The organism is Indolivaga capnocytophagoides DSM 22835, from assembly GCF_000426485.1.
Classification (GTDB): Bacteria; Bacteroidota; Bacteroidia; order Bacteroidales; family Dysgonomonadaceae; genus Dysgonomonas_A; species Dysgonomonas_A capnocytophagoides.
This window is the reverse complement of record NZ_AUFL01000013.1, coordinates 83,144-108,240: the sequence shown is the minus strand read 5'-3', so window position 1 is coordinate 108,240 and position 25,097 is coordinate 83,144. Positions and strand designations below refer to the sequence as shown.

Genomic DNA, 25,097 nt, shown 5'->3' with positions numbered 1-25,097 from the left:
ATTGAAATTTAGTAAATCTATTATTGTATTACCTCTACCCACATACCGCTTGTACAGCTTTGAGTGCGAGCATTATACATAGCCTCTCCGGATACAGCGGGCAAATAGAATCGTCCGCAATAAGCCGCCTGCAAACGAATCTTCACGGTTGTTGAATATCCGTAGCCCAGGTTGAAGAATGTCATTACACGATCATCCCTGATATCCTGATAAGTGAAAGACGATGTATTATTTGCTCCCGAATTGAACAAACGATTATTGAATATCTCCCATCCTGACGGGAATATCTGATTCAAAGCAAGGTCTGTTATAGCTTCACCGGATACATTCTGTATGACTACTACTGCATAAAACTCTGTACCCTGACGCAGCGATTTCACATCTATCTCGTTATTATTTTCATCCACATATTTCACATACAGATTGATACCATCACTCTTCGGTTCGGATTTGTCTGTAAGAGGTTGTGTACGACCAACCAGACGAACATATAATTGTCCCTGCCCTTTATTCGTAAAGTTCACATTTATACTCTCCTGCGGTTTGATCGGGAATTCCTGATATACCAGTCCAGAACTTTGCGATTTCTGAGAAACACCGTTCAGAGACCATTCAAACGCAATAATACCTTTACCCATTTTTTCTGCAAGTTTCGACATAGCTATCAATCCGTAAGCCGCACTCTGTGTTGAGATATAGGAAGAATTCAATTCTTCCGAAACTCTAGGAGCAATAGACAATGCTTTGGATGTTTCTCCCATCAACAGGTTTGTTTCCATTATCATCGCCATATCACGAGCCGGACTTCCATACGTATTGTTATATACCGAATAATTTTCGATCACCAGATTCGCGCCGTTTATCAATTGTCTGGCAGCATCTTTTTTACCCGCCAGAAGATAAGCGGCAGCTAATCGCCAGCGAGCCTGTACCGATAATCCGCTCATTTCTTTCAGGCGGTTCATCGCTCCCAATTCGGGTTGATTTGCCAAAGCCAATGTATACAAACGGTAAGCTTGCTGCAAATCGCTCATCGAATAGCTATAGTATGAACTATACAAGTCTCCCCTATTCCATTTCTGAGCGGCTTTTTTCTGGAACTGTTTCCATTTCGAGATGACCGATTCGGGCACATTATATCCTTTATTCTGTGCTTCTACCAAGAAATGTCCTGCATATGTAGTCACCCATTCGGCAGGATAGGATGCTCCGGGCCAGTAAACAATACCTCCGTCTCCCATCTGACGAGCTGTCAATATCTTTATGGCTTCATTTATTACATACTTCATGCGCTCGCTCTCTTTGTCTGTAAACGTTCTGAATGCACTTACATACAACAAAGGGAATGCTCTCGATGTAACTTGTTCCGAACATCCATACGGATAACTGAACAGGTAATCCATATTTTTACTCAGGTTAACTCCCGGCATACGAGACACTTCGAGTTTAGCCCAATCACCGGCAGTCGGATAATCCATAGAGATTGACAGATCTTCGCTATGCCCCGATCCGACTAAGGCTTCGGATGTAAGCAATATCGCCGGATTTGGATTACGAACCTCGATATCTATTGTTTCATTCGAAGTTTCACCTCCTCCGGTTGCTTTTATTGTAATCTTCTCAGCTCCGGTTTTCTTAGCCACTTTCACTTTGAAATAAACAACCTTATCTCCGACTTCTGTGAATGTTACCGATTTGGATGTACCGTCCACAAATTGCATCAGTCCATTCGCTGCATGCACGGTAACATTTACATTCCTGACCTTTTTGTCCATGGCAAATACATTCACCGGAAGCATTATTTCTTCATCAGGACCCGCAACACGAGGCAGAGTAGACAATACCATTAACGGATTTTTTACCTGTACTGTTTTTTCTGCACTACCGTATGCTCCGTCGGTATTTCCGGCAACAACCATCACCCGTACCGAACCTACATAAGGATCGAGTTTTATCTTATGGTTCTTGTTTTCTCCTTTTTTCAAGGTAAATGGCCCCAGGTACTTAACAATAGGCTTAAATCGGTTTACCGGATTAGTTGAGGGCTTTAAGGCCTCATCACCACCGATACTCAACAGGGGGCCTAGTTTTCCGGTTTGAGCGCCCACTACCATATCGAACATATCCCATGTGCGGACTCCTAACGCCTGACGGGCATAAAAATCACTCCACGCATTTGGAGTCTTGAATGACGTCAAATCCAATAACCCTTCATCCACAACGGCAAGAGTATAGGTCATTTCTTTCTTATTCTTTTCGGATACAGCCACCGTAAACTCTTTTTCGGGACGAAGTTCATTCGGCATCGTAATTACGGGTGAAAGTATTGTATTCTTATTATCAACACTTATGTTTAATACTCCGTACATACGTATAGGCAGATCATTGTCTGTCTGGGCATGGGGTTGTAACAATGTCGCAAAAATATAGAAGTTAGGGGTCATATCCTCTGTTACTTCAAAAGTATACTTAGTATCTTCTCCTGCGCTTGTTTTTACCCAATTGCGTGACAATACTTTCGATCCGTTCTCGATACTTATTAAAGCCCGTCCATCGGAACTTTTAGGAAGTATTACCGTAGCCTTTTCTCCTACATTGTACGAACGTTTATCTGTCGAGAATGACAGCATTGTCAAACCGCTGGCATCCTGTTTATCAGCACGTCCTCTCCACGAAGGCCAATCTATATAGAGTATTTTACCCGAGGTATGCCCTCCCTTATCGGTAGCTAATACCAGATAACGTCCCCATTCGGGATAATTGACACGGAATTTCACACGGGCTTTACCTCCCGACGTGGATATATCTTCATCCAGTACGATATTGGCAGAAGTATTATTCACATATGACGACAGGTCATCATCATTACGGTTCCACCACCACGACCAGTTTACTTTATATACCTTCACGTTGATGCCCGAACGATTTATAGATCGGCCATCTGCCGTAAGTGTTACGACATCTATCATATTATCTTTATCCGTTTCTAGCATATCATAATCCGATTCAGCCGGAGATTTCAACCCTATATAAGCAGGATAAGGCGAATAAGCAGCAGTTTGAGTATAAATACTGGCATCTCCACCTGATTCGAACACTCTCGATACAAAATTTGCTTTCAGCATACCCGGAGCATTTACCGCAGGAGGCAGCTGAGCCGATACGTTGGAGTTACCTCCAGCATCTAACCGTCCATCGAATATAGTATATGTATCGGAATTGAATTTATTCGCGGGATTATTAAATGAATATGCCTCATATCCTTTAAACGGATTACCCAGATACGACAAAGTCATTTCTACCGTTGCTTTCAGATTGGCAGCCGGTGCTCCATGTAACCATTGCGAAGATAAACTCGAAGAGAATGATCCCCTGCTAGCATCTATCACCTCGCCTACGTTCAGACGTATTTTGAGCCTGTTAGGCTTAACGGTTTCGATTTTTACTGTTTTGGAAAATGTAGCTCCTCCCACTTTTATCAATGCCCGCCAGTTACCGGTAACAGCATTAGCATCGGTAGTTAATTTAAACGGATAGAACCCGTTTATACCGGAAGTATTCACCCCCTTATAATATAATTGTCCTGTAGGAGTGTATAGTTCGAGAGATACCGGATGCCCTTTTGGTAATTCATTTCCTTTATCATCCAAAATAAATGTGAGATAAATAGAATCACCCGGACGCCAGACTCCCCGTTCACCATAAATATAACCTTTCAGACCTTTTTCGATTTCTTTTCCGCTGACATCGAAGTTACTCAATGAAAGCGACATATTTGAGGTTACTTTCAGATACCCTTTCTCCTTTCCATCTGATGCGACAATAACGAAGGGCACTCCTCCCTGATAGGCAATCGAAGCAAATCCGTCTCCGTCGGTCTTGCCCGAACCTATCCGCTGCATCTGGTAATTATAAACATCCACCTCGGCTCCCGACAATGGTTTAGTCGTAAGGATATCAGTCAATGCAATCTGTACTTTCTTTTCCGAACCTATTTTGGCAACCATCCCTATATTGGACGCAAGAACTACACAATCGGCTTTACGGTTTGTATAATAGCTCTTTTTACAAGGATCTTCCCGCTCTTCCCAGTTATAATCCTCCCAATCTGTAGGATCGTAATAATATGAGTAAGGCTGATCCCAAACAGCTTCATCTTCTTCCGACATATTATTATCAAAGCGTTGGAGCCCTGCATCCTGAGGAACCTGCGGAATCATTCCGCCACATGGATATAATGAATACTCCTGTTTGAATGTAAACAATACCCTGTAGATAGCTCCCGGATCTTGCTTTATGAGAGTAGATAAATCCAGAGAGAAATTATTCCATTCATTCAGTTTCATCGTACGGTCTTCATCCAAACGGATACGTTTTTTGAGAACCAGCCGCCCAAAACGACGCAACTCTTCCGATCCGCCAATATTGTTCGATTGCAAATAACCTAGTATATTATTTTCATATATTTTGACGATAGATACATCCACCGCCCATAAATTCACAGCCTGAAAAGGAATATTCAGGTGATCCGAATTAGGCAGGATATTACCGGAGTTCAATAATTTAACATCCGGCTTGTTTTTCTCTACCGAAAGACTGTAGCTATATGTTTTATCCAGAGATTTACCTCCGGCACTTTTCAGTTCCTTATAGATGCTCAAATCAATATTTGAAGCACTGTTTGTTCCATCAAGATATAGTTTCAGAACATTTTTCTGTATGTCGTACGAAAAATTCTCTGCTCCGTTCGGTGTTACAAGACCTTGAATATTCTGGTTGCTTGATAACGGATCGCTGAAAGTAATACGTATACATTCGGTAGGTTCGTAAGCAGTACGTACATCAACCACCGAGAATGTCTTCTGTTTGATTCCCGGAATATTTATTTGCAGTTTTTCGGGTTCTTTTTTTGCGCCGACTGCACTTCCATCTACCCTTAGGATATAAACCAAATCCTGATTTGTCCGTTTCAGACTATCAATAGTAAGGGCATACCTCCCCGTAGTTTCGGTAGGCGACACCTTTACTTTCGCGTCATTGGGATTGCCTTCGACCTTAAACATCTTTTCGATATCAGCTATCTGAGCATCATCGGCAAAAGAAATAGTACCCTGCACGGTATTCCATGTCAGGTCATTGTCTTTCGTGGGCGAATAAGGCAATAGATCTACAGTAAAATTCAGCTCGGGAACTTTGAAATAAAAATAAAACTCCTTGAAATCTTTTTCGACTTGTAAAACTTTATCCAGTTTAAACCAAGCATCATATATTTCGCCCTGCTTCAATTCTCCGGCTTCGGGTACAAATTTGATAGAACGGGAACTTGTCCAATACGCCTTACCTTTTATTTTAGGCGAAAACTCGAATAGGTCTTCGTCTATCTCCTTATTCAATTCTACGGCAGGCATATCCTGATTTAATTCGATCTGAATAGATGAAGATGATGACACAGTTCCGTATGTAAAGGCTGCTATATACCGTGCAAATTCGGGATTAATTGTCCGGGGACCTTCGCTCCGGCACGAGTTTACCAATAGTAAAACAAGAAGAGCCGACAGGGTCATAAATCCTGAGATAATATGCTTTCTCATGAGCTATATAAATTTTAGTGAATACTGATTTTTTTAGGTCTCAGACCTTTTTATTTACTTTACAAGTACAGAATCAACAGACAGTTATCACCTAAATACATCATTACATACTGACTGTTACCTAATATAAGTCCTCAGACCTTTTTAATGCTTTGGCAAGTATAAAAACCAAAGACTACTAATAGAAAGTATATCATTAAATACTTTCTGCTACTTAGTTATGGCAAATGTAATAAATTTAGATTAACACACATATCCCTATTCAATTATACCGTCTTCTTTTAAACGATCAATACACCGCAATATTATATTTACAACTCACGATTCGATAAAATCTCGGCAAAGGCCAACGCCGATTTCTTACGATAGGCTCCTCTGGCCCAAAACAAAGAAGCATGTGTTGATAAATCTTCATCTGTATCTATCGGTATAGCAACCAATTCGGGCTGATCTTTGATCGAAGCCAGAGAGACTATTGTTATCCAGTGTCCGGTATTTACAAGATGCAATATGGAATGAACATCATTCAACTCGATATTAATAAACGGACTCAATCGTTTCTTTTTGAAAATAGCATCTAAAACACGGCGTGTAATAAACCCTTTAGATGGAAGAAGAAGCGAGAATTGTCCGATTTCGTTCAATGTTACAGTCTTGAGTTTAGACAGTCGATGAGACTGATGAACGACTAAATGCAGGTTCGATTCGAACAGGGGAACTACCTCGAAAGAAGGGTCAATATTCTCGGCTTCCAATGACAAAATAAAATCGACTTTGTTGTTTATCAATTTTTCAACCAATTCTTCGGATGTGGCAAACATGATCTCAACATGTATTTGGGGATATTTTTTTGAGAAGCTGATCAAAGCCTTTGTCAATAAAGAACTCAGGCTGTACGTTACTCCAATATTAAGCACTCCGGTTTGTAAACCTTGCAGATCCAAAATTATCTGCTTGCCGTTTTCCGAATCCAATATTGTTTTTCGTGCATAAGGAAGAAAAGAAGCACCCGCTTCTGTCAGTACAATGTGTTTTCCCACCCTGTCAAACAAAAGTACCCCCAATTCATCCTCCAATTGCTTTATCTGCTGAGACAATGTACTTTGCGATATAAAAAGCACACGTGCAGCCTCAGTAAAGTTGAGCAATTCGGCTGCCTTATCAAAATACCTTAGTTGCCGGAGTTCCATACAATCAATCGGTTTTACCTATGGTTACTATCGAAAAATACCTTTTCACAAATCTATCTATAATTTTTGATATAAGTAACTTTGCAATTGATAAAAGAAAAGCAGTAATGAAAGAGATTGTTTTAGACATTAAAGAAAACGACGAAGATGATTATCCTGCTCAATCTGACAAAGCAGGAAAACACTCAAAAAGATTCAAACAAATCCGAAATTGTATATTTATATCAGGGTTATCTGTTTTTGCTCAGTTGTATTTATTTCAGCCAATGCTCTCGTATCTATGCAATGATTTTGACATAACTCCGGCAATGAGCAGTTTAGCCGTTTCCTCAACAACCATAGGTATGGCTGTCGGGTTGTTTATATTTGCTTTTAAGGCTGATGCTATCTCACGGCAAAAGTTAATGACTATCACTTTATTTATATCTTCACTCCTGACTATCGGCTCTGCATTCGTTTGGAATTTTCCGATGCTTGTAGCCATTAATTTCATGAAAGGACTTGTTCTCTCTGGAGTATCGGCAGTAGCTTTGGCTTATCTGTCGGAAGAAGTCAGCCTTGCAGTTATCGGTTTGGCTATAAGCCTTTATCTTAGCGGAAACACTATCGGCGGAATGTCGGGACGTGTAATAGCCATTCTTATTTCGGGATGGAGCGACTGGCGATATGCTACAGCAATAATCGGGATAATAAGTCTGGGTCTCAGTTTTATATTCATGAGAAGGTTTCCAAAATCTCATCATTTCGAACCTAAGCAGGTTCATTTTAATGAAAAGCTCTCTCAAATGAAGACCTTCCTGAAAGACCCTCTTTTCTTAGGTATGTATTTTGTCGCAGCAATGATTATGGGAGTATTTGTAAGTATCTACAATTATCTCGACTTTATCCTTGAGTCGCCTCAGTTTGCCTTACCTCACTATGTTGTGGCTATGGTATTCTTGATGTACATAACCGGAGTCGCCGGATCGATACTTACAGGCAGCTGGTCTGATAAGATAAGCCCCGTATTACTTCTCAAAGGATCATTGATATTGATGATCGCCGGTCTGTTCTTACTTCAAACCATGCAGTTATGGACAATCGTTTTCGGTCTGGGACTGATGACTTTTGCTTTTTTCAGCGCACATACCATGGCTAGTCGTATTGTTTCGCTGCATGCCGAAAAAGCAAAAAGCAGCGCCACCTGTTTATATTGGCTATTTTATTATGCCGGATCAAGTCTTACCGGATCATTAACCGGGATTGTCCTATTCAAATTCGGCTGGTTGTCCTTTATGAATGTAACTCTGATCATGGTAAGTTTTGCTCTGTTTATTTCCTTTATATCAACCCACAAATTAATAAGCATACATCTTGTATTCAAACGTGTATCAACACTGATTCACAAATCAGTTATTGCCGAAAATCATCGGATAGATCATAAATAAGGTCTATGAAAATTTTTATCTATGTAAAAAGAGATCTTTAAACGGCTGGGGTCTAAAATTTAAAAATATGCAAATAAATTAACAATCGAGAAAATACATTTCGGTGTCACTTTTGTAACCTTTTTTGAAGAATCACCTCAAACCCCTGAAGGGACTTTGCAGAGTCGAAGACATGCCCTTTAGGAAACAGAGAGGTAAGCATAATTAATAATGACTAACTGATTATTGTTTATTGATCCTGTTACTTTTGTTACCTTTTGAATCAAAAAGATTTTACCATAACAGAATGTGAGTTGATTAGGTTACTTTCATCTTTTTTCTTACATTTGTTATAAGTCCGTGATTTTGCTTTTTATATATTTTGCTTTTGTATGAAGAAATTTTTCAAAAGTGTTCTGGCTGTAATAGCCGGAGTGTTAATCAGCTGCCTTATTATCGGGGGTATAGCTGTTTTAATCATTGTAGGGTTTACAGGAATATTCTCAGACTCATATTCACTCAAGGATAATACTGTACTCACGATCAAATTATCCGGTGTAATGAAAGACAAAGTTACACCTAATCCTATATATGACTATCTGGATATAGGAGGCAGTCCCGAAATAAGCTTAACAGATATACTTTCCGCTATCAAAAAAGCCAAAGACAACGATAAAATCAAGGGGATATACATCCGATCAGGATATTTTACCGCTCCGAGTGCTTCTCTTGTCGAAATAAGGAATGCACTGATAGACTTCAAATCCACGGGAAAATTCATTATATCATATGCAGATGATTACCTTCAGAGCGGATATTTTGTAGCATCTGTGTCAGACAAAGTAATCATGAATCCTCAGGGAACACTCGACCTGCATGGACTTGCCGTGAGTCCTACATTCTATAAGGGCTTACTTGATAAGATCGGGGTAGAGATGCAGATATTCAAAGTCGGAACATACAAATCGGCAGTAGAGCCCTATATGCTTGATAAAATGAGTGATGCCAACCGCGAGCAGGTAACTGCTTTTGCGAATGACATCTGGTCAACTGTGTTAAAAGGTATATCCTCATCGAGAAATATATCTGTAGAAAAACTGAATCAGTTGACTGATACTCTTCCGGCTTTCAGGGCAAGCTCTTTTGTCATAGAAAACAATCTGGCTGATACCTTAATGTATGAAACCGATGTCAAAGAATACTTAAAAACATTGCTTCATGTAGAATCATCGAAGGATGTTCATGTTGCAACCATAGACAATATGCAATCGGTGGATGATCCGAAGGAATCGGAATCAAAAGACCAAATCGCAATTCTGTATGCAGAAGGATCTATTGTGAGCGGAAACAGTTCGTCAGACATCAATGACAAATACCTGATCCGTCAAATTGAGAAACTGAAAAAAGATGAAGATGTAAAAGCCGTAGTATTCAGGGTAAACTCTCCCGGAGGGAGTGCTTACGCATCGGAACAGATATGGAGAGCCATTACCGAACTCAAAGCATCTAAACCTGTTGTAGTATCAATGGGCGGATATGCAGCTTCAGGGGGATATTACATATCCAGCAATGCGACAAAGATATTTGCACAGCCAACCACATTAACGGGATCTATCGGTATATTCGGTATGTTTCCAAATATGGAGGGGCTTACCAATAAAATAGGGCTTACCTTTGACAAGGTGAAGACTAATAAGTTTTCTGATTTCGGAAATGTCACACGACCTATGTCTTCCGAAGAAAAAGAAATACTGCAGCAATATATCAACCGGGGATATGATCTGTTCCTGACCAGATGTTCAGAAGGCAGAAATATACCAAAAGATCAGTTGGAAAAGATTGCAGAGGGCAGAGTCTGGACAGGTCAGCAAGCGCTGAAAATAGGATTGGTGGATGCTATCGGCGGAATTGACGATGCTGTAAAAGAAGCGGCCAAACTGAGCAATACTCAGGAATATTCGACACACGAATATCCTCATAAACAGGGAATGCTTGGCACGCTCCTGAAATCAGGAAAAGACCAGTTTGCAACCCGCGCCTTAAAAGAATATTTGGGCAATGATTTTCAGCTACTTAAAACAATAAAAGAAATAAACAACTTAAAAGAACAAGATTTCATACAGGCTCGTATGCCTTATGATCTCGATATACAGTAATGCCTGTGACAAATATCAAAAATTTACATATCAATAAGTGGCTGCTTCCATTATCATGGATGTACGGTCTTATTGTATTTATACGTAATAAGCTTTTCGACTGGAAAATTCTAAAGCAAAAAGAATATCCTGTACCTGTTATATGCATAGGAAACATTACGGTAGGCGGAACAGGGAAAACACCTCATACCGAATACTTAATTTCTCTGCTCAAAACAAATTATAAAGTAGCCGTATTAAGCAGGGGATACAAACGAAAATCATCGGGATATATTTTAGCGACACCCGATTCTACAGCGTCTCAGATTGGCGATGAACCTTACCAGATAAAGAATAAATATCCGGATATTTCGGTCGCAGTAGACAGTAAGCGACAACGGGGAATAGAGAATCTTCTATCTCTTCCGGATAATGAAAAGCCCGATGTCATACTTCTTGACGATGCCTTCCAACATCGATATGTAAAGCCTTCCTTTACGGTTTTACTGACAGATTTCAACCGTCTCATGACTCACGATGCTTTGCTCCCGGCCGGACGCCTTAGAGAGCCTGCTCATTATGCAGAGAAAGCCGATATCGTGATCATAACCAAATGCCCAACCTCTACTAACCCATTGGATCAAAGAATCTTATCTAAATACTTACACTTATATCCATATCAGAATCTATTCTTCACCTCTTTTCAGTATGGACTTCTTACCCCTGTGTTTAATACAGATAAGCCCAAATTATCTTTAAATGAGATATCGAATAAAGATGTACTCATCGTTGCAGGCATTGCTAATCCGAAACCTTTCGAACGAAAGATCCGCAGGCATGCAAAGAAAGCCGAAAAGATGCTATTCTCAGATCATTATCAGTTTAGCGATAAAGACATCACCTCGATAGAAGAAAAGGTAAACTCGTTAGGTAAAAGAGAAAAAATGATCATCACTACAGAAAAAGACGCTGCCAGATTGAAATCTTTTGTTAATCTGGATAAATCTTTCAAAGAAATGCTCTATTATCTGCCTATAGAGGTTATCTTTGTTAATGAACACGATAAAGAAATATTTAATAACAAAATAACAGAACATGTTAGAGAAAATACAAGAAACGGCCAACTACATCAGAAATAAAGTAGGCAATATACCCGAATATGCTATCATTTTGGGAACCGGACTTGGAGAGCTTGCTAACGCAATTACCGACAAGAGAGAGATTCCGTATAACGAAATCCCTAATTTTCCGGTATCGACTGTCGAAGGACACAGCGGAAAACTGATCTTTGGCAAACTTGGAGAAAAAGAAGTTATCGCCATGCAGGGACGCTTCCATTATTATGAAGGATATAACATGAAGGAAGTAACATTTCCCGTTCGTGTGTTTCAGGCTTTACAAGTAAAATACCTGTTTGTGTCGAATGCCGCAGGAGGAATGAACGGAAGTTTCGATGTTGGAGATATTATGCTGATCGACGATCACATCAACCTGTTTCCGGAACACCCGCTTCGAGGCAAAAACTTCAATGAACTGGGAACCCGTTTCCCTGACATGAGCAATGCTTACGACAAAAACCTTCGTCTTCTAGCAATGGAAATTGCTAAAGAAAACGAGATCAAACTTCAGCACGGAGTATATATCGGAACTTCGGGCCCGACTTTCGAAACTCCCGCCGAGTACAATTACTTCCGTATTATAGGAGGTGATGCAGTAGGTATGTCTACGGTACCGGAGGTAATCGTGGCTAACCATGCCAAGATGCAAGTCCTTGCCTTTTCCATCATTACCGATATAGGTATTATTGGCAAGATTGTGGAAGTTACTCACGAAGAAGTACAAGAAGCAGCTAAAATAGCACAGCCCAAAATGGCTTTCATTATCAAAGAAGTTATCAAGAGACTCAACTAATGCAGAATACCAAACGTACCGAAATCGCTCATTTAGGCGAATTCGGATTGATAAAGCATTTAACCGAAAAAGTAGAGCTGCGCAACAACAGCTCTGTTTTAGGAGTAGGAGATGATGCCGCTATACTTTCATATACTGATGACAAAGACAAACGCGTCCTTGTCACAACCGACTTACTATTAGAAGGCGTACACTTCGATTTGGTATATGTGCCACTTAAACATTTAGGCTACAAATCCGCTGTCGTCAATTTTTCGGACGTATATGCGATGAACGGTCAACCTAAACAGATAACAGTATCATTAGGTGTTTCGAAGCGATTCTCTGTCGAAGATATGGATGAGTTCTATGCAGGACTTTATCTTGCATGTGAAGAATATGGGGTAGACCTTGTCGGCGGTGATACTTCGGCCTCACTAACCGGCTTGACTATCTCGATAACCTGTATCGGAGAAGGAGCAGAAGGTAAGATTGTGAAACGAAACGGAGCAAAAGAAACCGACATCATTTGTGTATCGGGAGATCTTGGTGCAGCCTATATGGGTCTACAATTACTGGAAAGAGAAAAAGCTGTATTTGATGGCAAAACCGATTTCACACCCGACTTTGCAGGTAAAGAGTACTTGTTAGAAAGGCAGCTGAAACCCGAAGCCCGTAAAGATATAGTAGCGGCTCTTGCTGCCGAGAATATCGTCCCGACATCTATGATCGATATTTCAGACGGACTATCTTCCGAACTGATACATATCTGTACACAGAGCAAAACAGGATGCCGGATATATGAAGAACGTATTCCTCTCGATTATCAGACCGCATCTATGGCTGAACAATTCAACCTGAATGTCACAACTGTCGCTCTAAGCGGAGGAGAAGACTACGAACTACTGTTCACCGTACCTCTTCATAAACACGAGATCGTATCGAAGATGAAGGGAGTACATGTCATCGGCCATATAACCAATGAGTCTCTAGGTCTTGCTCTCGAAACCCGAGATGGAACCGAGATCGAGCTCAAAGCTCAGGGCTGGAACTCATTAGCTGAATAAACACGGACTATAATACCATAAAAGGGAGAATAAACTATGTTTATCCTCCCTTTTACTTATATACAGTGCAGATTCATTAGTCTGCTAAAAAGCGTTCTGCTTCGATAGCTGCTTTACAACCACTTCCGGCTGCTGTAATAGCCTGACGGAAAATAGGGTCGGCAACATCACCGGCAGCAAACACTCCCGGAATATTTGTAGCTGTCAGGTTAGGCTGAGTCTTGATGTATCCTACTTCATCAAGGTCTAACTGACCTGCAAAAATATCGGTATTGGGCTTGTGCCCTATCGCAAGGAAGAACCCATCGATAGTAATATCGAACTTCTCTTCGTTAGCCTCACCTTTAAAACGGATCAAATGCGCACCCTCCACTCCATTTTCACCAAATAGGCCAAGAGTATTTGTATTATATAGAATTTCTATCTTCTCGTTCTTTTCAACCCTGTCTTGCATTACTTTAGAAGCTCTCAAAAATGGCTTACGCACAATAAGATATACTTTGCTTGCCAATCCCGAAAGATAAATTGCTTCTTCACAGGCTGTATCTCCACCACCTACTACGGCTACCACTTTTTTACGATAAAAGAATCCATCACAAGTAGCACAGGCAGAAACTCCCATACCTGCATATTTAGCTTCATCGGGCAAGCCCAGATATTTAGCTGTTGCTCCCGTAGAAATAATAATAGTATCGGCTTCAATTTCAGTCTTTCCGTCAACTGTAACCTTTTTAGGGGTAGACTTCAGATCGGCAGCGGTAACAATACCGTTACGAACGTCTGCGCCATACCTAGAGGCTTGTTTTTTCAGATCTTCCATCAATTCTGTTCCGGTAATACCTTCAGGATATCCGGGGAAATTCTCAACTTCGGTAGTTGTTGTTAACTGCCCTCCGGGTTGGATACCCTCATAAAGAACCGGAGAAAGATTTGCTCTTGATGCATAAATTGCCGCAGTATATCCGGCAGGACCTGAACCAATGATCAGACAACGTACTTTTTCGCTCATAATGTTTGTATATTTTATTTGTTATTTTCAATATTGAGAACAAAGATATAGATACAACTTATCAAAAACAAACTTTAATAGTTACTTATTTTCTATATAAAGATAAACAAATTCTATCCAATTCGTATTTAGCGTAAGTCGATAATATCCACATTCGGATATTCTTTCTTATTAAAGATAAACGTTGCATCAGGCAAGTTCATTCCCGACTGCAGTTTCCGTATTTTCAGATAGTTATTTACTCCGCTTGTTCCGTACAGGCTCACTGATGTAAACAGATAAGTAGCCTTGTCAAGGGTTACTGTCATCTTGCTGTATTCTTTTATCTTCACAGGGATAAGATCCACAACCAAAACAGTTTTCCCACCTTCTTTCTTCTCTCCTTTATAGTTCAGCTTATATCCTGTTTTATATATGCTCAAAAGAACAGAAGGGCTAACACCCGCCAGCTCATCACCGGTAGGATTACTCACATTCACTTCATCACCTCCTTTTGCATATACCCACTGGGTTTTACCATCGAACCAGGTAATTCCATCAGGCACATTTATTTTAAACTTATTCCCTTTCAGATAAGCCTCACCATCCTGACTGTGAGTAACCTTTTGCTTTACCTCCTCTATATTCACAGTAAATACGGCGTGCATTCCTCCGGCTTTATTATAAGCGGCACTTGCTTTATCCAGAATTTGTCTTGCATCCTGAGCAGATACCTGCATTATTATGCAGATAAAGAAAAGTAATATAAATTTTATTTTCATTTTTCAGAGTTTCTTATTTTGACTGTCCAATTTACCAAACGTTTAATCTGATAACAGAGGATTATACATAATTATTGCATGATTTTCGGATACCAATGTTTCCTCTATACCATTATCCTCCAGATTTATTTTTCTCTTCCATATTTTATTATGACGGGTATATCCGCCCCACCATTGCTGTTTGATCTGATGATCTGTTTCGAAGACCTCATATCTGCTGTCAACAGGTATATTGGTCAACAATTCGCCATTCAGATATTTATCATCGAGCCACAAATTAATGCGATAACTGGCTGATGTATTATTTGTCAACTGCAAATCAATATAATTATAAGACAATGTCGCACCACATGCAAATGGAATCTTTCTGTTGACATCCGGAAACACATCAAAACTGTGCCTCCAACGCTCCGTCACTTCCAGATCGGAATGAAGAGCCATCCAATAAAGAAGATTTCCAAGTTGACACAAACCTCCGCCTATGTCTGACAATATCTGTCCGTTATGCAGAGCCAAGCCTTCGAGATACCCTTTATGCTTAGAGGGACGTCCAACCTGACGCCAGATAGAAAATAGTTTTCCCGAATGAATCACTGTCCCATTAAGCTTTTCGATAGCTAACCGCAGATTGATTATTTTGTTATGCTGAAGATGCATATCCACATCTTTCAACGGACGTAATAGCAACGATCTGTGTTTTATCAATGAATACTCGCAGTCTTCATTCTTTATATCTACAAAACTATACAGGGAAGAATCTTTCATCCAACGTAGTTTTCGTTTCAATATAAAGTATTCTTTACCGACAAAACTTCTGAGCCGTCCTCGCTGTTCCGGCTTTATAACAGTCCGAAAATCCATAGTGTTCAGTTGTTGTTTTCAAAAATCAGGATCTGTATCCCAACAAGACTTAAGTGTAATTTCCACAAAAGGTAACAAAGGTTACTTTAAATTACATACTTCCCGATGTTTTCTTTTACCCTTCGGTCTACTAAAACTCAGAAAGCCCCTTCTGGGGTTTGGGGTGATTCTTCAAAAAAGGTTACAAAAGTGACACCGAAAATGTACTTTATCAGGTGGCATCGTTTTCCTTTTCTCAATTTTTTTCAGTTATTCAAAGAATATCTTACTATAGATAAATATGAATCAAACACGTTCTTATATCGAGTTGATCTTCTGCTCAAGACTATATTCATCTGCGATAAGCACATCACGGGGTTTGCTGCCTTGTGTAGGGCCAACAATACCCGCAGCCTCGAGCTGATCCATCAATCGTCCGGCACGGTTATAACCGATAGAAAATTTACGCTGAATCAAAGAAGTAGAACCTTGTTGATGCACCACGATCAAACGGGCAGCTTCTTCAAACAATGGATCTTTGTCACTCAAGTCAACCGCTCCCGGTCTGTCATCATCCCCTGCTCCTACAAATTCGGGCAGTTCAAAAGCATGGGCATATCCCTGTTGTTTTCCTATATATTGTGTTATTTCTTCCACTTCAGGCGTATCCACAAAAGCGCACTGAATACGAACCAGATCGCTACCCTGCGAAAAGAGCATATCTCCGCGACCGATCAGCTGATTAGCACCCGACATATCAAGAATCGTACGCGAGTCGATCTGCGATGTCACACGGAAAGCCATACGTGCAGGGAAGTTTGCCTTTATCGTACCCGTGATAATATTTGTTGTCGGACGTTGTGTTGCTATAATCATATGGATACCAACCGCACGGGCTTTTTGCGCAATACGGGCAATAGGCATTTCTATTTCTTTTCCGGCAGTCATTATCAAGTCACCAAACTCGTCAATAATAACTACTATATAAGGAAGGAAACGGTGTCCTTTTAAAGGGTTCAATCTCCGTTTTCTGAATTTTTCATTGTATTCTTTGATCGTCCTCACATTTGCCGCCATCAATAATTCGTAACGATCGTCCATTTCTTTGGTTAAAGAATTCAATGTTTGAGTGACCTTCGTTACATCGGTGATAATGGCTTTTTCTGCATCGGGCAGTTTTGCCAGATAGTGTTTTTCAATAGTAGAATAAATATTAAACTCTACCATCTTAGGGTCTACCAACACCATCTTCATTTCGGCAGGATGCTTTTTGTAAAGAAGAGAAGTGATAATAGCATTTAGACCAACGGATTTACCCTGCCCTGTAGCACCTGCCACCAACAAGTGAGGCATTTTGCAAAGGTCGAACATAAATATCTCATTGGTAATGGTTTTACCCAAAGCCACGGGCAGATCATAAGTACATTCCTGAAAACGTTTCGAAGCAATAACCGACTGCATAGACACAATCTGTGCATCCTTGTTCGGAACTTCTATCCCGATTGTTCCTTTTCCGGGCATCGGCGCAATAATACGAATACCAAGAGCCGAAAGGCTGAGTGCAATATCGTCTTCCAGATTTCTGATTTTCGAAATACGGACTCCTGCCTGAGGTACTATTTCATACAATGTAATAGTAGGACCTACTGTTGCTTTGATATTGGTAATCTCAATACCATAATTTCTCAGGGTATTGATAATTTTCTCTTTATTAGCCTTCTGCTCAGCCATATCCACACCTTTACCGGTTGTGTCATATATCTTAAGCAAATCCATCGAAGGAAATTGAAACTGAGACAAATCTTTTGTAGGATCATACTCTTCCATTTCCTCCGTATCTTCTGCATTTAACAAATCGGGTTCTTCAGATGTATTCTGTACAGGCGGAGTTACTACAGTTCTGGGTTGCTCGGCACGTGGCGCATACGACTCTTCCTGGGGTACAACCACTTCGAAATCATCATCGAGACTTGTATGCTGTATCGGATTATTGACAGGCTTATTTACTCCTCCCGTATTCAGAGAATCAAAGTCGACCTCCTCTTCGGGATAACTGTTTATCGTATCTATTTCCGTACCCTCTTCTTTTTCATCTACATTCGTCCCAGCATCCGACAGCACTTTACGTTTAAACAAATTGAGAAAACGGGCTATTAAAGAAGGTTTCTTTTCTTCAATCGCTTCTTCGGGAACCTCTATATCATATTCAGAATCTGAGATATCCTCTGCATCCTTATTTGCTCCGGGAAATTTGTTCCTGTAAAAATCCATCGAAGTCTTTTTGGTAATAACCGAAAATATTACCAGTAGCATGACTATAATCAATATCACACCGATACTGCCTACTGTAGTCTCCAGCAACTGCTCTAAGATATAACCGTGGCTTCCGCCCCATTTAACATGGCTGTCGGGAAATATTTTGGTTAAGAGAAATGAACTGAATATCGAACCCCAGATCAAAACAAAGGCACTCATTACGAAACCTTTGACTAACGACAGGGTTTTAATCCCCATCATACGTAATCCTACAATAGCAATGTAAAGCGGAATAATCAGGGTAAATATTCCAAAATAGTTATTGATAAGCCCTTCGGCAACAAAAGCTCCTCCAACACCTGTCCAGTTAGCTATCTCCTGTTTATGAATAATGAGATCGATAAAATTCTTATTTACAACCTTACTCTGGTCAGCCGCTCCCGTTACAAAGAAAGAGATCATTCCTATCAGCATATACAATGCTATGAAAACGATACAAACTCCTATAAGGAAACGTCCTCTCTCGCTTCGTAAAAAGCGAAGTATCTTCGATCCTGTTTTTACATTATTTTTTTTCTTATTGCTCTTTTTTGCAGGCATAATTATAGATGTCGGCCTATTGACCGGTTTAATCGTTTACAAAGTCCAATCCTCTCCGAATAATCTGGATATAAAACAGATAACATCTATCCCTATATCCGGTGGATAGTGGAGAACAAAGATACATTTTTTCAATTTAGAATCAATATTTCATTCGACTTTAAGGAGACAGACCTTCCTGATAACTTTGTAAGCATAGCTGAGCTGTTTTTACAGACCTTTTATTATTAAAAAATTCTCCACAAAAGAACATCTAAAAAACATTTGTTAAGAAAACAATTCCGATCTTTACTAAAAAAGCATAATGATTAGGGTATAAATCACGCTTAATAAACAATATTTGATGTCATTTTGTTATAGATAATTCACAGAAAGTATTTAATGATATACTTTTAATTTACAACAGTCTTTGGTTGTTACACTTACCAAAGTTATAAAAAGGTCTGAGACCTTAATTCACTGAAGCAAATATAAAACCTGTAATCAAATGAAAACAGATCTTAGTTCTCAAATCACGTTGGAACGCATTCCTGCAAAGTACTACCTTCCATCTAATGCTTTTGAACAAACTGCCTTGACTCGTTTCGAAAAGGTTGACACACAGATATACGAATCGGCTCAAAAAGCCTCTATTTATATCGCCGGTAAGATAGCTGAAGAAATACAACGAAAGCAGGCTGCCGGCGAAAATTTTGTTCTTGCCCTACCCGGCGGACATTCTCCACAAAGCATATATCAGGAACTCGTAAGACTGCACAAAGACGAGAATCTGAGTTTTAAGAATGTTATTGTATTCAGTATTTACGAATATTATCCGCTAGCTAAAGGTTCGAGTAACAATCTTCAGATATTAAAGGAATTATTATTGAATCATGTAGATATTAATACGAATAATATATATGCTCCTGACGGCACAATAGCCAAAGACTCTATTTTTGGACATTGTAAAGAATATGAACGGCAAATAGAAAAAGCCGGAGGCATCGATTACCTTTTACTGGGCTTAGGTCGAGGAGGAAACATCGGAGTAAATATTCCAGGTTCAAATATAAACTCTCAAACCCGTCTCATATTATTAGATAACCAATCTAAAAAAGAAGTGGCAAATACTTTCGGAACACCTGACTCCATTCCGGTAAGTGCCATCACAATGGGTATATCCACCATGCTTAAAGCAAAGAAAATTACTTTGATCGCATGGGGTGAAGATAAATCGAAAAGTGTTAAAGATGTAGTCGAAGGGGAGGTTAGTGACTCTATTCCTGCTTCGTGGCTGCAAAACCATCCGAATATACGATTATATACTGATCTGAATGCGGCATACGATCTGACCCGCATCAGTAAACCTTGGCTTGTAACCAGCTGTGAATGGACAAATCAGCTTATACGCAGAGCTATTGTATGGTTATGCTTCAAAACTGACAAGCCGATATTAAAGCTCACTAACAAAGATTATCAGGACAATGGGCTTGGCGAACTCCTTGCTTTATACGGTTCGGCATATAATGTGAACATCAAGGTTTTCAACGATCTGCAACATACAATTACAGGATGGCCGGGAGGTAAACCCGATGCAGATGATTCTAATCGTCCCGAACGGGCTAAACCTTATCCTAAGAAGGTGGTGATATTCAGTCCTCATCCTGATGATGATGTGATTTCGATGGGTGGAACATTCCAAAGACTTGTCAATCAGAAGCACGATGTACATGTTGCATATCAAACATCCGGAAATATCGCAGTCGGAGACGAAGAGGTGATTCGCTATGCTTCTCTGATCAACAATGTGATACAGAAATATAATCCGTCAGATAAAGCATTGAAGGAGCAAATGGATAAAGTGCTGAATTTCCTGATGAAAGAAAAGAATATCGGTGACGAAGACAATAAAGACGTACTGTTCATGAAGGGACGCATACGCCGGGAGGAAGCGACTACAGCCTGTCGTTTTATAGGCATCCCCGATTCACATATCACGTTTCTTGACCTTCCTTTTTACGAAACAGGAAAGGTGCAGAAAAGCCCCATCACACAAGCAGATGTTAACATCGTTAAAGCATACCTGCAAAAGGTTCAACCTCACGAAGTATTTGTCGCCGGAGACTTAGCGGATCCTCATGGAACTCACAAAGTTTGTCTGGATGCAATACTGGCTGCCATAGATGAACTTAAATCAGAAGGGGCGACATGGCTTAAGGAATGCAGGTTCTGGATGTATCGCGGTGCCTGGGCAGAGTGGGAAATCGATTATATAGAAATGGCGGTACCCATTTCCCCGGAAGAGCTAAGATCGAAACGCTTATCTATATTGAAACACCAGTCGCAGATGGAAAGTGCTCCGTTTTTAGGTAATGACGAACGGTTATTCTGGCAGCGGTCGGAAGACAGAAATCACGCAACAGCCGAACTCTATCATAAACTGGGATTGGCATCCTATGAAGCTATTGAAGCCTTTGTTGAATACAAACCTCTTTGATTTATTGTTATAAAACACAACGGAGAATAGACGAAAAGCGTCTGTTTTTCGTTTTATAAACAAATATCTAAAACAACCTTCATGAGATTAATTATTCAACCTGATTTCAACAACATTTCACAATGGGCAGCAAATTATGTTGCTCATAGAATCAACACTGCACAACCGACATCAGCCAAACCATTCATCTTAGGATTACCGACAGGATCATCGCCACTCGGTATGTACAAATGTCTGATTGAGCTTTATAAGCAAGGAAAAGTCTCTTTCGAAAACGTCGTTACATTCAATATGGATGAATATGTAGGATTGGCGGAAGACCACCCCGAAAGTTATCATTCGTTTATGTGGAGCAATTTTTTCAATCACATAAATATCAAGAAAGAAAATGTCAATATCCTGAACGGAAATGCTCCTGATCTTGAGAAAGAATGTGAAGACTACGAGACCAGAATTAAAATGGCAGGAGGTATCGACCTCTTTCTGGGAGGTATAGGACCCGACGGGCATATTGCATTTAACGAACCCGGATCGTCTCTTTCGTCTCGTACCCGCATGAAATCATTAACTAAAGATACGATTATCGCCAATTCACGCTTTTTCGACAATGATATCAATAAAGTACCAAAAACAGCTTTAACAGTTGGAGTTGGAACGGTGATGGATGCCGATGAAGTACTTATCATGGTAAACGGGCATAACAAAGCCAGAGCTTTAGCTCAGGTTATCGAAGGATCGGTAAATCACATGTGGACTATCACAGCCTTACAACTTCATGCCAAAGCAATTATAGTATGTGACGAAGCTGCCACTGAAGAAATAAAAGTTGGAACGTACAGATATTTCAAGGATATTGAAAGTGAGAACTTAAATCCATCGGATATTCTGAAATAAAGACCTCGATATACTACCGTAAAATTAAAGCAGCATAATCATGTTGCTTTTTTTATCAATATACCACATTTAAGGGATTTTTATTTATCAAACTTGCACTACTTTTGTATCATGGTTTTAAGTCACAGAGCTAAAAATAAGTAATAGAAAGTATTTAATGATACATCTCTAATTTGCAACATGATTTGGTTGTTTTAGTTATCAAAATAATAAATAGGTCTGAGACCTTAATCACATACAATTATGAAGAAATATATATTCGGCGCAGGTATTCTGGCTTCATTACTTTTCGGAGCCTGCAATTCGGGAACTCAAAAAAACAACGATTACCTGAAAGATGGTAAATGGCGTGGAGAATTTACCGTAAAAGACGGAACAATACCGTTTATCTTCGATATTAAGGACACTCATTTAACCCTCATCAATGGAGAGGAAGAAGTAGTATCTGATTCCATAGCATACAAAGGGGATAGTATATTTATACCAATAAAAGCATACGACACCCGATTCGAAGGAACTTTCAGTGGTGATACCCTTCAGGGTGTTTTCAGAAAGCTATTTGCTGAAAATGATCCGGGTATACCATTCAAAGCAATACACGGAGAAGCCCCACGGTTTCAGAAAGAAGGTATCTCGCAAGATACAATCAGCGGAAAATGGGATATTCAGTTTCTTACAGATTCAACGACTGCTAACAACGTAGGTATTTTCAAACAAGATAACAGCATCCTTACCGGATCAATACTTACCAATTCGGGTGACTTCCGTTACCTCGAAGGCGTGATTGATCAGAACGGTTTCAAACTTTCTGCATTTGCCGGTTTGAGTCCGTATCTGATACAAGGAACATTTACTGATAAAGATAATTTCAAAGGGGAATTTATTACCGCCAGAGGCAAACAAAAAATAGTAGGTAAGCGAAATGACAAAGCTGCATTAGCAAACCCTTATAGCTTAACTCAACTGAAAAAAGGGGCTAAATCATTAGGATTCAAACTCCCTGATCTGAAAGACAATACCGTTTCTCTTTCGGATGAAAAATTCAAAGGGAAAGTCGTTGTGGTTTCGATTCTTGGCAGCTGGTGCCCGAACTGTTTAGACGAAGCAGCATTCCTTGCACCCTGGTATAAAGAAAACAAAGACCGTGGTGTCGAAATCGTAGGGCTGGCATTCGAAAGAAAAGACGATCCTGCATACGTAAATAAAGTATTGTCGAACTTTATTCAAAAATACAATATCGGATATGACGTTCTCTTTGCCGGAAAAATAGGTAATGATAAGAATGTTTTACCGGAAATTGACGGATTGAAAAGTTATCCGACAACATTCTTTATCGATAAAAAAGGAAATGTAAGAAAAATACATACAGGCTTTAACGGCCCGGCTACCGGTTTGTTTTACGAAGAATTTAAATCCGATTTCAACAAGATTATCGATGTGTTACTTGCTGAGAAATGATGTTTTGGTTATTTATGGTTAAAAAAGAAAAACAGGAAAATTCTTAAAGGATTTTCCTGTTTTTTTGTAACATAAACTATGTTATTATTTATTACCTCCCATAAATCCGACCGAGATATATTGTAAAACAGGAACAAGTCCCGATTGCCAATAATCCCAAGTGTGAGCACCACCCCGCATGCGATATTCGAGAGAAAGACCTCTTTCTTTCATTGCAAGAAAATACAAGACATTCCCTTTCGAAAGAAAATCTTTATCTCCACAGTCTACATACCACCTCACACTATTCAACTTCGACAAAGTTTCTTTATCTGCATTGTGAAGAAAAGCCGTAGGGTCATCATTTTTCATTTCTCTCAGAAAATCGGCATCTACATCCCTCGAAGGTATTTCATCCGAAGCAATCAATGCCCCACTCAAAGAACAAGCAGATCCAAAATAATCAGGATACTTCTGTGCTAAAATGATACTTCCACCTCCTCCCATAGACAAACCTGCAATAGCACGATGCTGTTTATCTGACTTAATCCGATATTCTTTTTCAATGGCAGGAAGAAATTCCAAAATAAAAAACTCCTGATATTTCCAGTCAGGATAATTAAAATACCCCATATGATGCCCTCCGAAGTTATCTTCTTTCCCTCTGGCATCAGGCATAACTATAACCATCTGAGAAGCAAATCCTTCATTAATTGTTTTATCTGCAACAAATGCCAGATTACCGGCATTTAGCCAATTCGTATGATTGCCCCAAGCACCATGCAATAAATACAATACAGGATATTTATATCCGGAGGTTTCGTATCCGTCGGGTAAATAAACAGAGTACTCTTTGTCCACACCCAAAATTCGGCTATAAATTTTTCCGGATTTCACACTTCCTTTCTGAGCGTTAACAGAAAGGGACAAACAACAAAAGAAGCTGACTATTAAAATTAGATTTTTCATTTTTCAGACTACGAAAGGTTATAGATCAATCATTTATACAAAAATAAATATTAATATAAATAATCATGTATTATTTATACTTTTCATACAACGTATCGGCTTATTATACTTAAGACGGATCAATCTATTTCCTCTTTAAGAGACTCATACATTTCCAGCATTTTATCCTTATTCGAACTTAATGCCTGACTGGAAATAGCAAAATTTCCTTTATCTATTCTGTCGTTGAGCATAGGCATACAAATTTTCTGTCCATTATATAAAAAGACAATAAACTTACCTATTGATTTCTGGGTAGCATCCCCGTAAACTTTCATTTTTGAAAGTTTAACTTTTCCATTTATAACATACACAGAATCTACACCATCAACATTGGTTACCTTCCATGCTTCAAACTTAAGAGAATCAAAATCTTTTGTCGAAACTATAATTTCACCAATACTATCAGGAGCTTTAAAATCGACAAAATACCATCCATTTACTTTCGCTTCTTGAGTATTATTCTTCGGGGTACAACCAAGTATCATTGTGAATACAATAGCTGCTATTAATAATAAATCTTTCGTGTTCATAAAT

At 39.5% G+C, this 25,097-nt stretch carries 16 protein-coding genes; 8 read left to right on the top strand and 8 right to left on the bottom strand.

The window, feature by feature from the left end:
• Positions 1-20: 20 nt before the first annotated feature.
• Together K322_RS0107990 and K322_RS0107985 are read right to left on the bottom strand one after the other, a co-directional pair.
• The gene (locus K322_RS0107990; protein WP_026626419.1) at positions 21-5,591 is read right to left on the bottom strand and encodes an alpha-2-macroglobulin family protein; all 5,571 of its coding nucleotides are present in this window, start codon (positions 5,589-5,591) and stop codon (positions 21-23) included.
• A 311-nt stretch (positions 5,592-5,902) separates the two neighbouring features.
• Positions 5,903-6,781, bottom strand: a complete 879-nt coding sequence (locus K322_RS0107985; protein WP_026626418.1) for a LysR substrate-binding domain-containing protein — start codon at positions 6,779-6,781, stop codon at positions 5,903-5,905.
• Positions 6,782-6,888: 107 nt separating this feature from the next.
• Here K322_RS0107985 and K322_RS18925 point away from each other — a divergent pair, with 107 nt between their 5' ends.
• The 5 genes from K322_RS18925 (at position 6,889) to thiL (ending at position 13,279) form a co-directional block, all read left to right on the top strand.
• Positions 6,889-8,208: an MFS transporter gene (locus tag K322_RS18925; protein ID WP_084158541.1), complete on the top strand. Its 1,320-nt coding sequence runs from the start codon at positions 6,889-6,891 to the stop codon at positions 8,206-8,208.
• Positions 8,209-8,579: 371 nt separating this feature from the next.
• Entirely contained in the window at positions 8,580-10,343 is a 1,764-nt protein-coding gene (gene sppA, locus K322_RS0107975) for a signal peptide peptidase SppA (protein ID WP_026626417.1), read from the top strand.
• Positions 10,344-10,348: 5 nt separating this feature from the next.
• Positions 10,349-11,461, top strand: coding sequence for a tetraacyldisaccharide 4'-kinase (gene lpxK, locus K322_RS0107970; protein ID WP_260203667.1), 1,113 nt, complete (start codon positions 10,349-10,351; stop codon positions 11,459-11,461).
• Positions 11,418-12,233, top strand: a complete 816-nt coding sequence (locus tag K322_RS0107965) for a purine-nucleoside phosphorylase (RefSeq protein ID WP_026626415.1) — start codon at positions 11,418-11,420, stop codon at positions 12,231-12,233. The genes lpxK and K322_RS0107965 overlap by 44 nt, the downstream gene beginning before the upstream one ends.
• Positions 12,233-13,279, top strand: coding sequence for a thiamine-phosphate kinase (gene thiL, locus K322_RS0107960; protein ID WP_026626414.1), 1,047 nt, complete (start codon positions 12,233-12,235; stop codon positions 13,277-13,279). The genes K322_RS0107965 and thiL overlap by 1 nt, the downstream gene beginning before the upstream one ends.
• Before the next feature lie 76 nt (positions 13,280-13,355).
• On the opposite strand, the gene trxB is transcribed toward thiL, so the two are convergent.
• The 4 genes from trxB to K322_RS0107940 form a co-directional block, all read right to left on the bottom strand.
• Positions 13,356-14,288: a thioredoxin-disulfide reductase gene (trxB, locus tag K322_RS0107955; protein ID WP_026626413.1), complete on the bottom strand. Its 933-nt coding sequence runs from the start codon at positions 14,286-14,288 to the stop codon at positions 13,356-13,358.
• A 128-nt stretch (positions 14,289-14,416) separates the two neighbouring features.
• Positions 14,417-15,049 carry a LolA family protein gene (locus K322_RS0107950; RefSeq protein ID WP_026626412.1) on the bottom strand — a complete coding sequence of 211 codons (633 nt, stop codon included), beginning with the start codon at positions 15,047-15,049 and terminating at the stop codon, positions 14,417-14,419.
• A 42-nt stretch (positions 15,050-15,091) separates the two neighbouring features.
• The gene (locus tag K322_RS0107945; RefSeq protein WP_026626411.1) at positions 15,092-15,910 is read right to left on the bottom strand and encodes a VanW family protein; all 819 of its coding nucleotides are present in this window, start codon (positions 15,908-15,910) and stop codon (positions 15,092-15,094) included.
• 297 nt (positions 15,911-16,207) lie between these two features.
• The gene (locus K322_RS0107940) at positions 16,208-18,745 is read right to left on the bottom strand and encodes an FtsK/SpoIIIE family DNA translocase (protein ID WP_026626410.1); all 2,538 of its coding nucleotides are present in this window, start codon (positions 18,743-18,745) and stop codon (positions 16,208-16,210) included.
• Positions 18,746-19,232: 487 nt separating this feature from the next.
• On the opposite strand from K322_RS0107940, the gene K322_RS0107935 reads away from it, so the two are divergent.
• The 3 genes from K322_RS0107935 (at position 19,233) to K322_RS0107925 (ending at position 23,573) form a co-directional block, all read left to right on the top strand.
• A complete protein-coding gene (locus K322_RS0107935; protein ID WP_026626409.1) occupies positions 19,233-21,221 on the top strand; it encodes a glucosamine-6-phosphate deaminase in 1,989 nt (662 codons plus the stop codon).
• A gap of 81 nt (positions 21,222-21,302) precedes the next feature.
• Positions 21,303-22,115 (top strand): glucosamine-6-phosphate deaminase, encoded by an 813-nt coding sequence (gene nagB, locus K322_RS0107930; protein WP_026626408.1) that lies wholly within the window; start codon positions 21,303-21,305, stop codon positions 22,113-22,115.
• Between the two features lie 243 nt (positions 22,116-22,358).
• On the top strand, positions 22,359-23,573 hold the full coding sequence (locus K322_RS0107925; RefSeq protein WP_026626407.1) for a TlpA disulfide reductase family protein: 1,215 nt from the start codon (positions 22,359-22,361) through the stop codon (positions 23,571-23,573).
• Positions 23,574-23,657: 84 nt separating this feature from the next.
• Here K322_RS0107925 and K322_RS0107920 read toward each other — a convergent pair whose 3' ends face one another.
• Positions 23,658-24,521 (bottom strand): alpha/beta hydrolase, encoded by an 864-nt coding sequence (locus tag K322_RS0107920; protein ID WP_026626406.1) that lies wholly within the window; start codon positions 24,519-24,521, stop codon positions 23,658-23,660.
• 119 nt (positions 24,522-24,640) lie between these two features.
• Positions 24,641-25,093, bottom strand: coding sequence for a hypothetical protein (locus K322_RS18920; RefSeq protein WP_051290703.1), 453 nt, complete (start codon positions 25,091-25,093; stop codon positions 24,641-24,643).
• Positions 25,094-25,097 lie beyond the last annotated feature (4 nt).

Coding starts and splice junctions, on each gene's coding strand:
- nagB (WP_026626408.1), top strand. CDS start 21,303: ATGAGATTAATTATTCAACCTGATTTCAACAACATTTCACAATGGGCA.
- K322_RS0107950 (WP_026626412.1), bottom strand. CDS start 15,049: ATGAAAATAAAATTTATATTACTTTTCTTTATCTGCATAATAATGCAG.
- trxB (WP_026626413.1), bottom strand. CDS start 14,288: ATGAGCGAAAAAGTACGTTGTCTGATCATTGGTTCAGGTCCTGCCGGA.
- K322_RS0107985 (WP_026626418.1), bottom strand. CDS start 6,781: ATGGAACTCCGGCAACTAAGGTATTTTGATAAGGCAGCCGAATTGCTC.
- K322_RS18925 (WP_084158541.1), top strand. CDS start 6,889: ATGAAAGAGATTGTTTTAGACATTAAAGAAAACGACGAAGATGATTAT.
- K322_RS0107965 (WP_026626415.1), top strand. CDS start 11,418: ATGTTAGAGAAAATACAAGAAACGGCCAACTACATCAGAAATAAAGTA.
- K322_RS0107925 (WP_026626407.1), top strand. CDS start 22,359: ATGAAGAAATATATATTCGGCGCAGGTATTCTGGCTTCATTACTTTTC.
- K322_RS18920 (WP_051290703.1), bottom strand. CDS start 25,093: ATGAACACGAAAGATTTATTATTAATAGCAGCTATTGTATTCACAATG.
- K322_RS0107945 (WP_026626411.1), bottom strand. CDS start 15,910: ATGGATTTTCGGACTGTTATAAAGCCGGAACAGCGAGGACGGCTCAGA.
- K322_RS0107935 (WP_026626409.1), top strand. CDS start 19,233: ATGAAAACAGATCTTAGTTCTCAAATCACGTTGGAACGCATTCCTGCA.
- sppA (WP_026626417.1), top strand. CDS start 8,580: ATGAAGAAATTTTTCAAAAGTGTTCTGGCTGTAATAGCCGGAGTGTTA.
- K322_RS0107940 (WP_026626410.1), bottom strand. CDS start 18,745: ATGCCTGCAAAAAAGAGCAATAAGAAAAAAAATAATGTAAAAACAGGA.
- K322_RS0107920 (WP_026626406.1), bottom strand. CDS start 24,521: ATGAAAAATCTAATTTTAATAGTCAGCTTCTTTTGTTGTTTGTCCCTT.
- K322_RS0107990 (WP_026626419.1), bottom strand. CDS start 5,591: ATGAGAAAGCATATTATCTCAGGATTTATGACCCTGTCGGCTCTTCTT.
- thiL (WP_026626414.1), top strand. CDS start 12,233: ATGCAGAATACCAAACGTACCGAAATCGCTCATTTAGGCGAATTCGGA.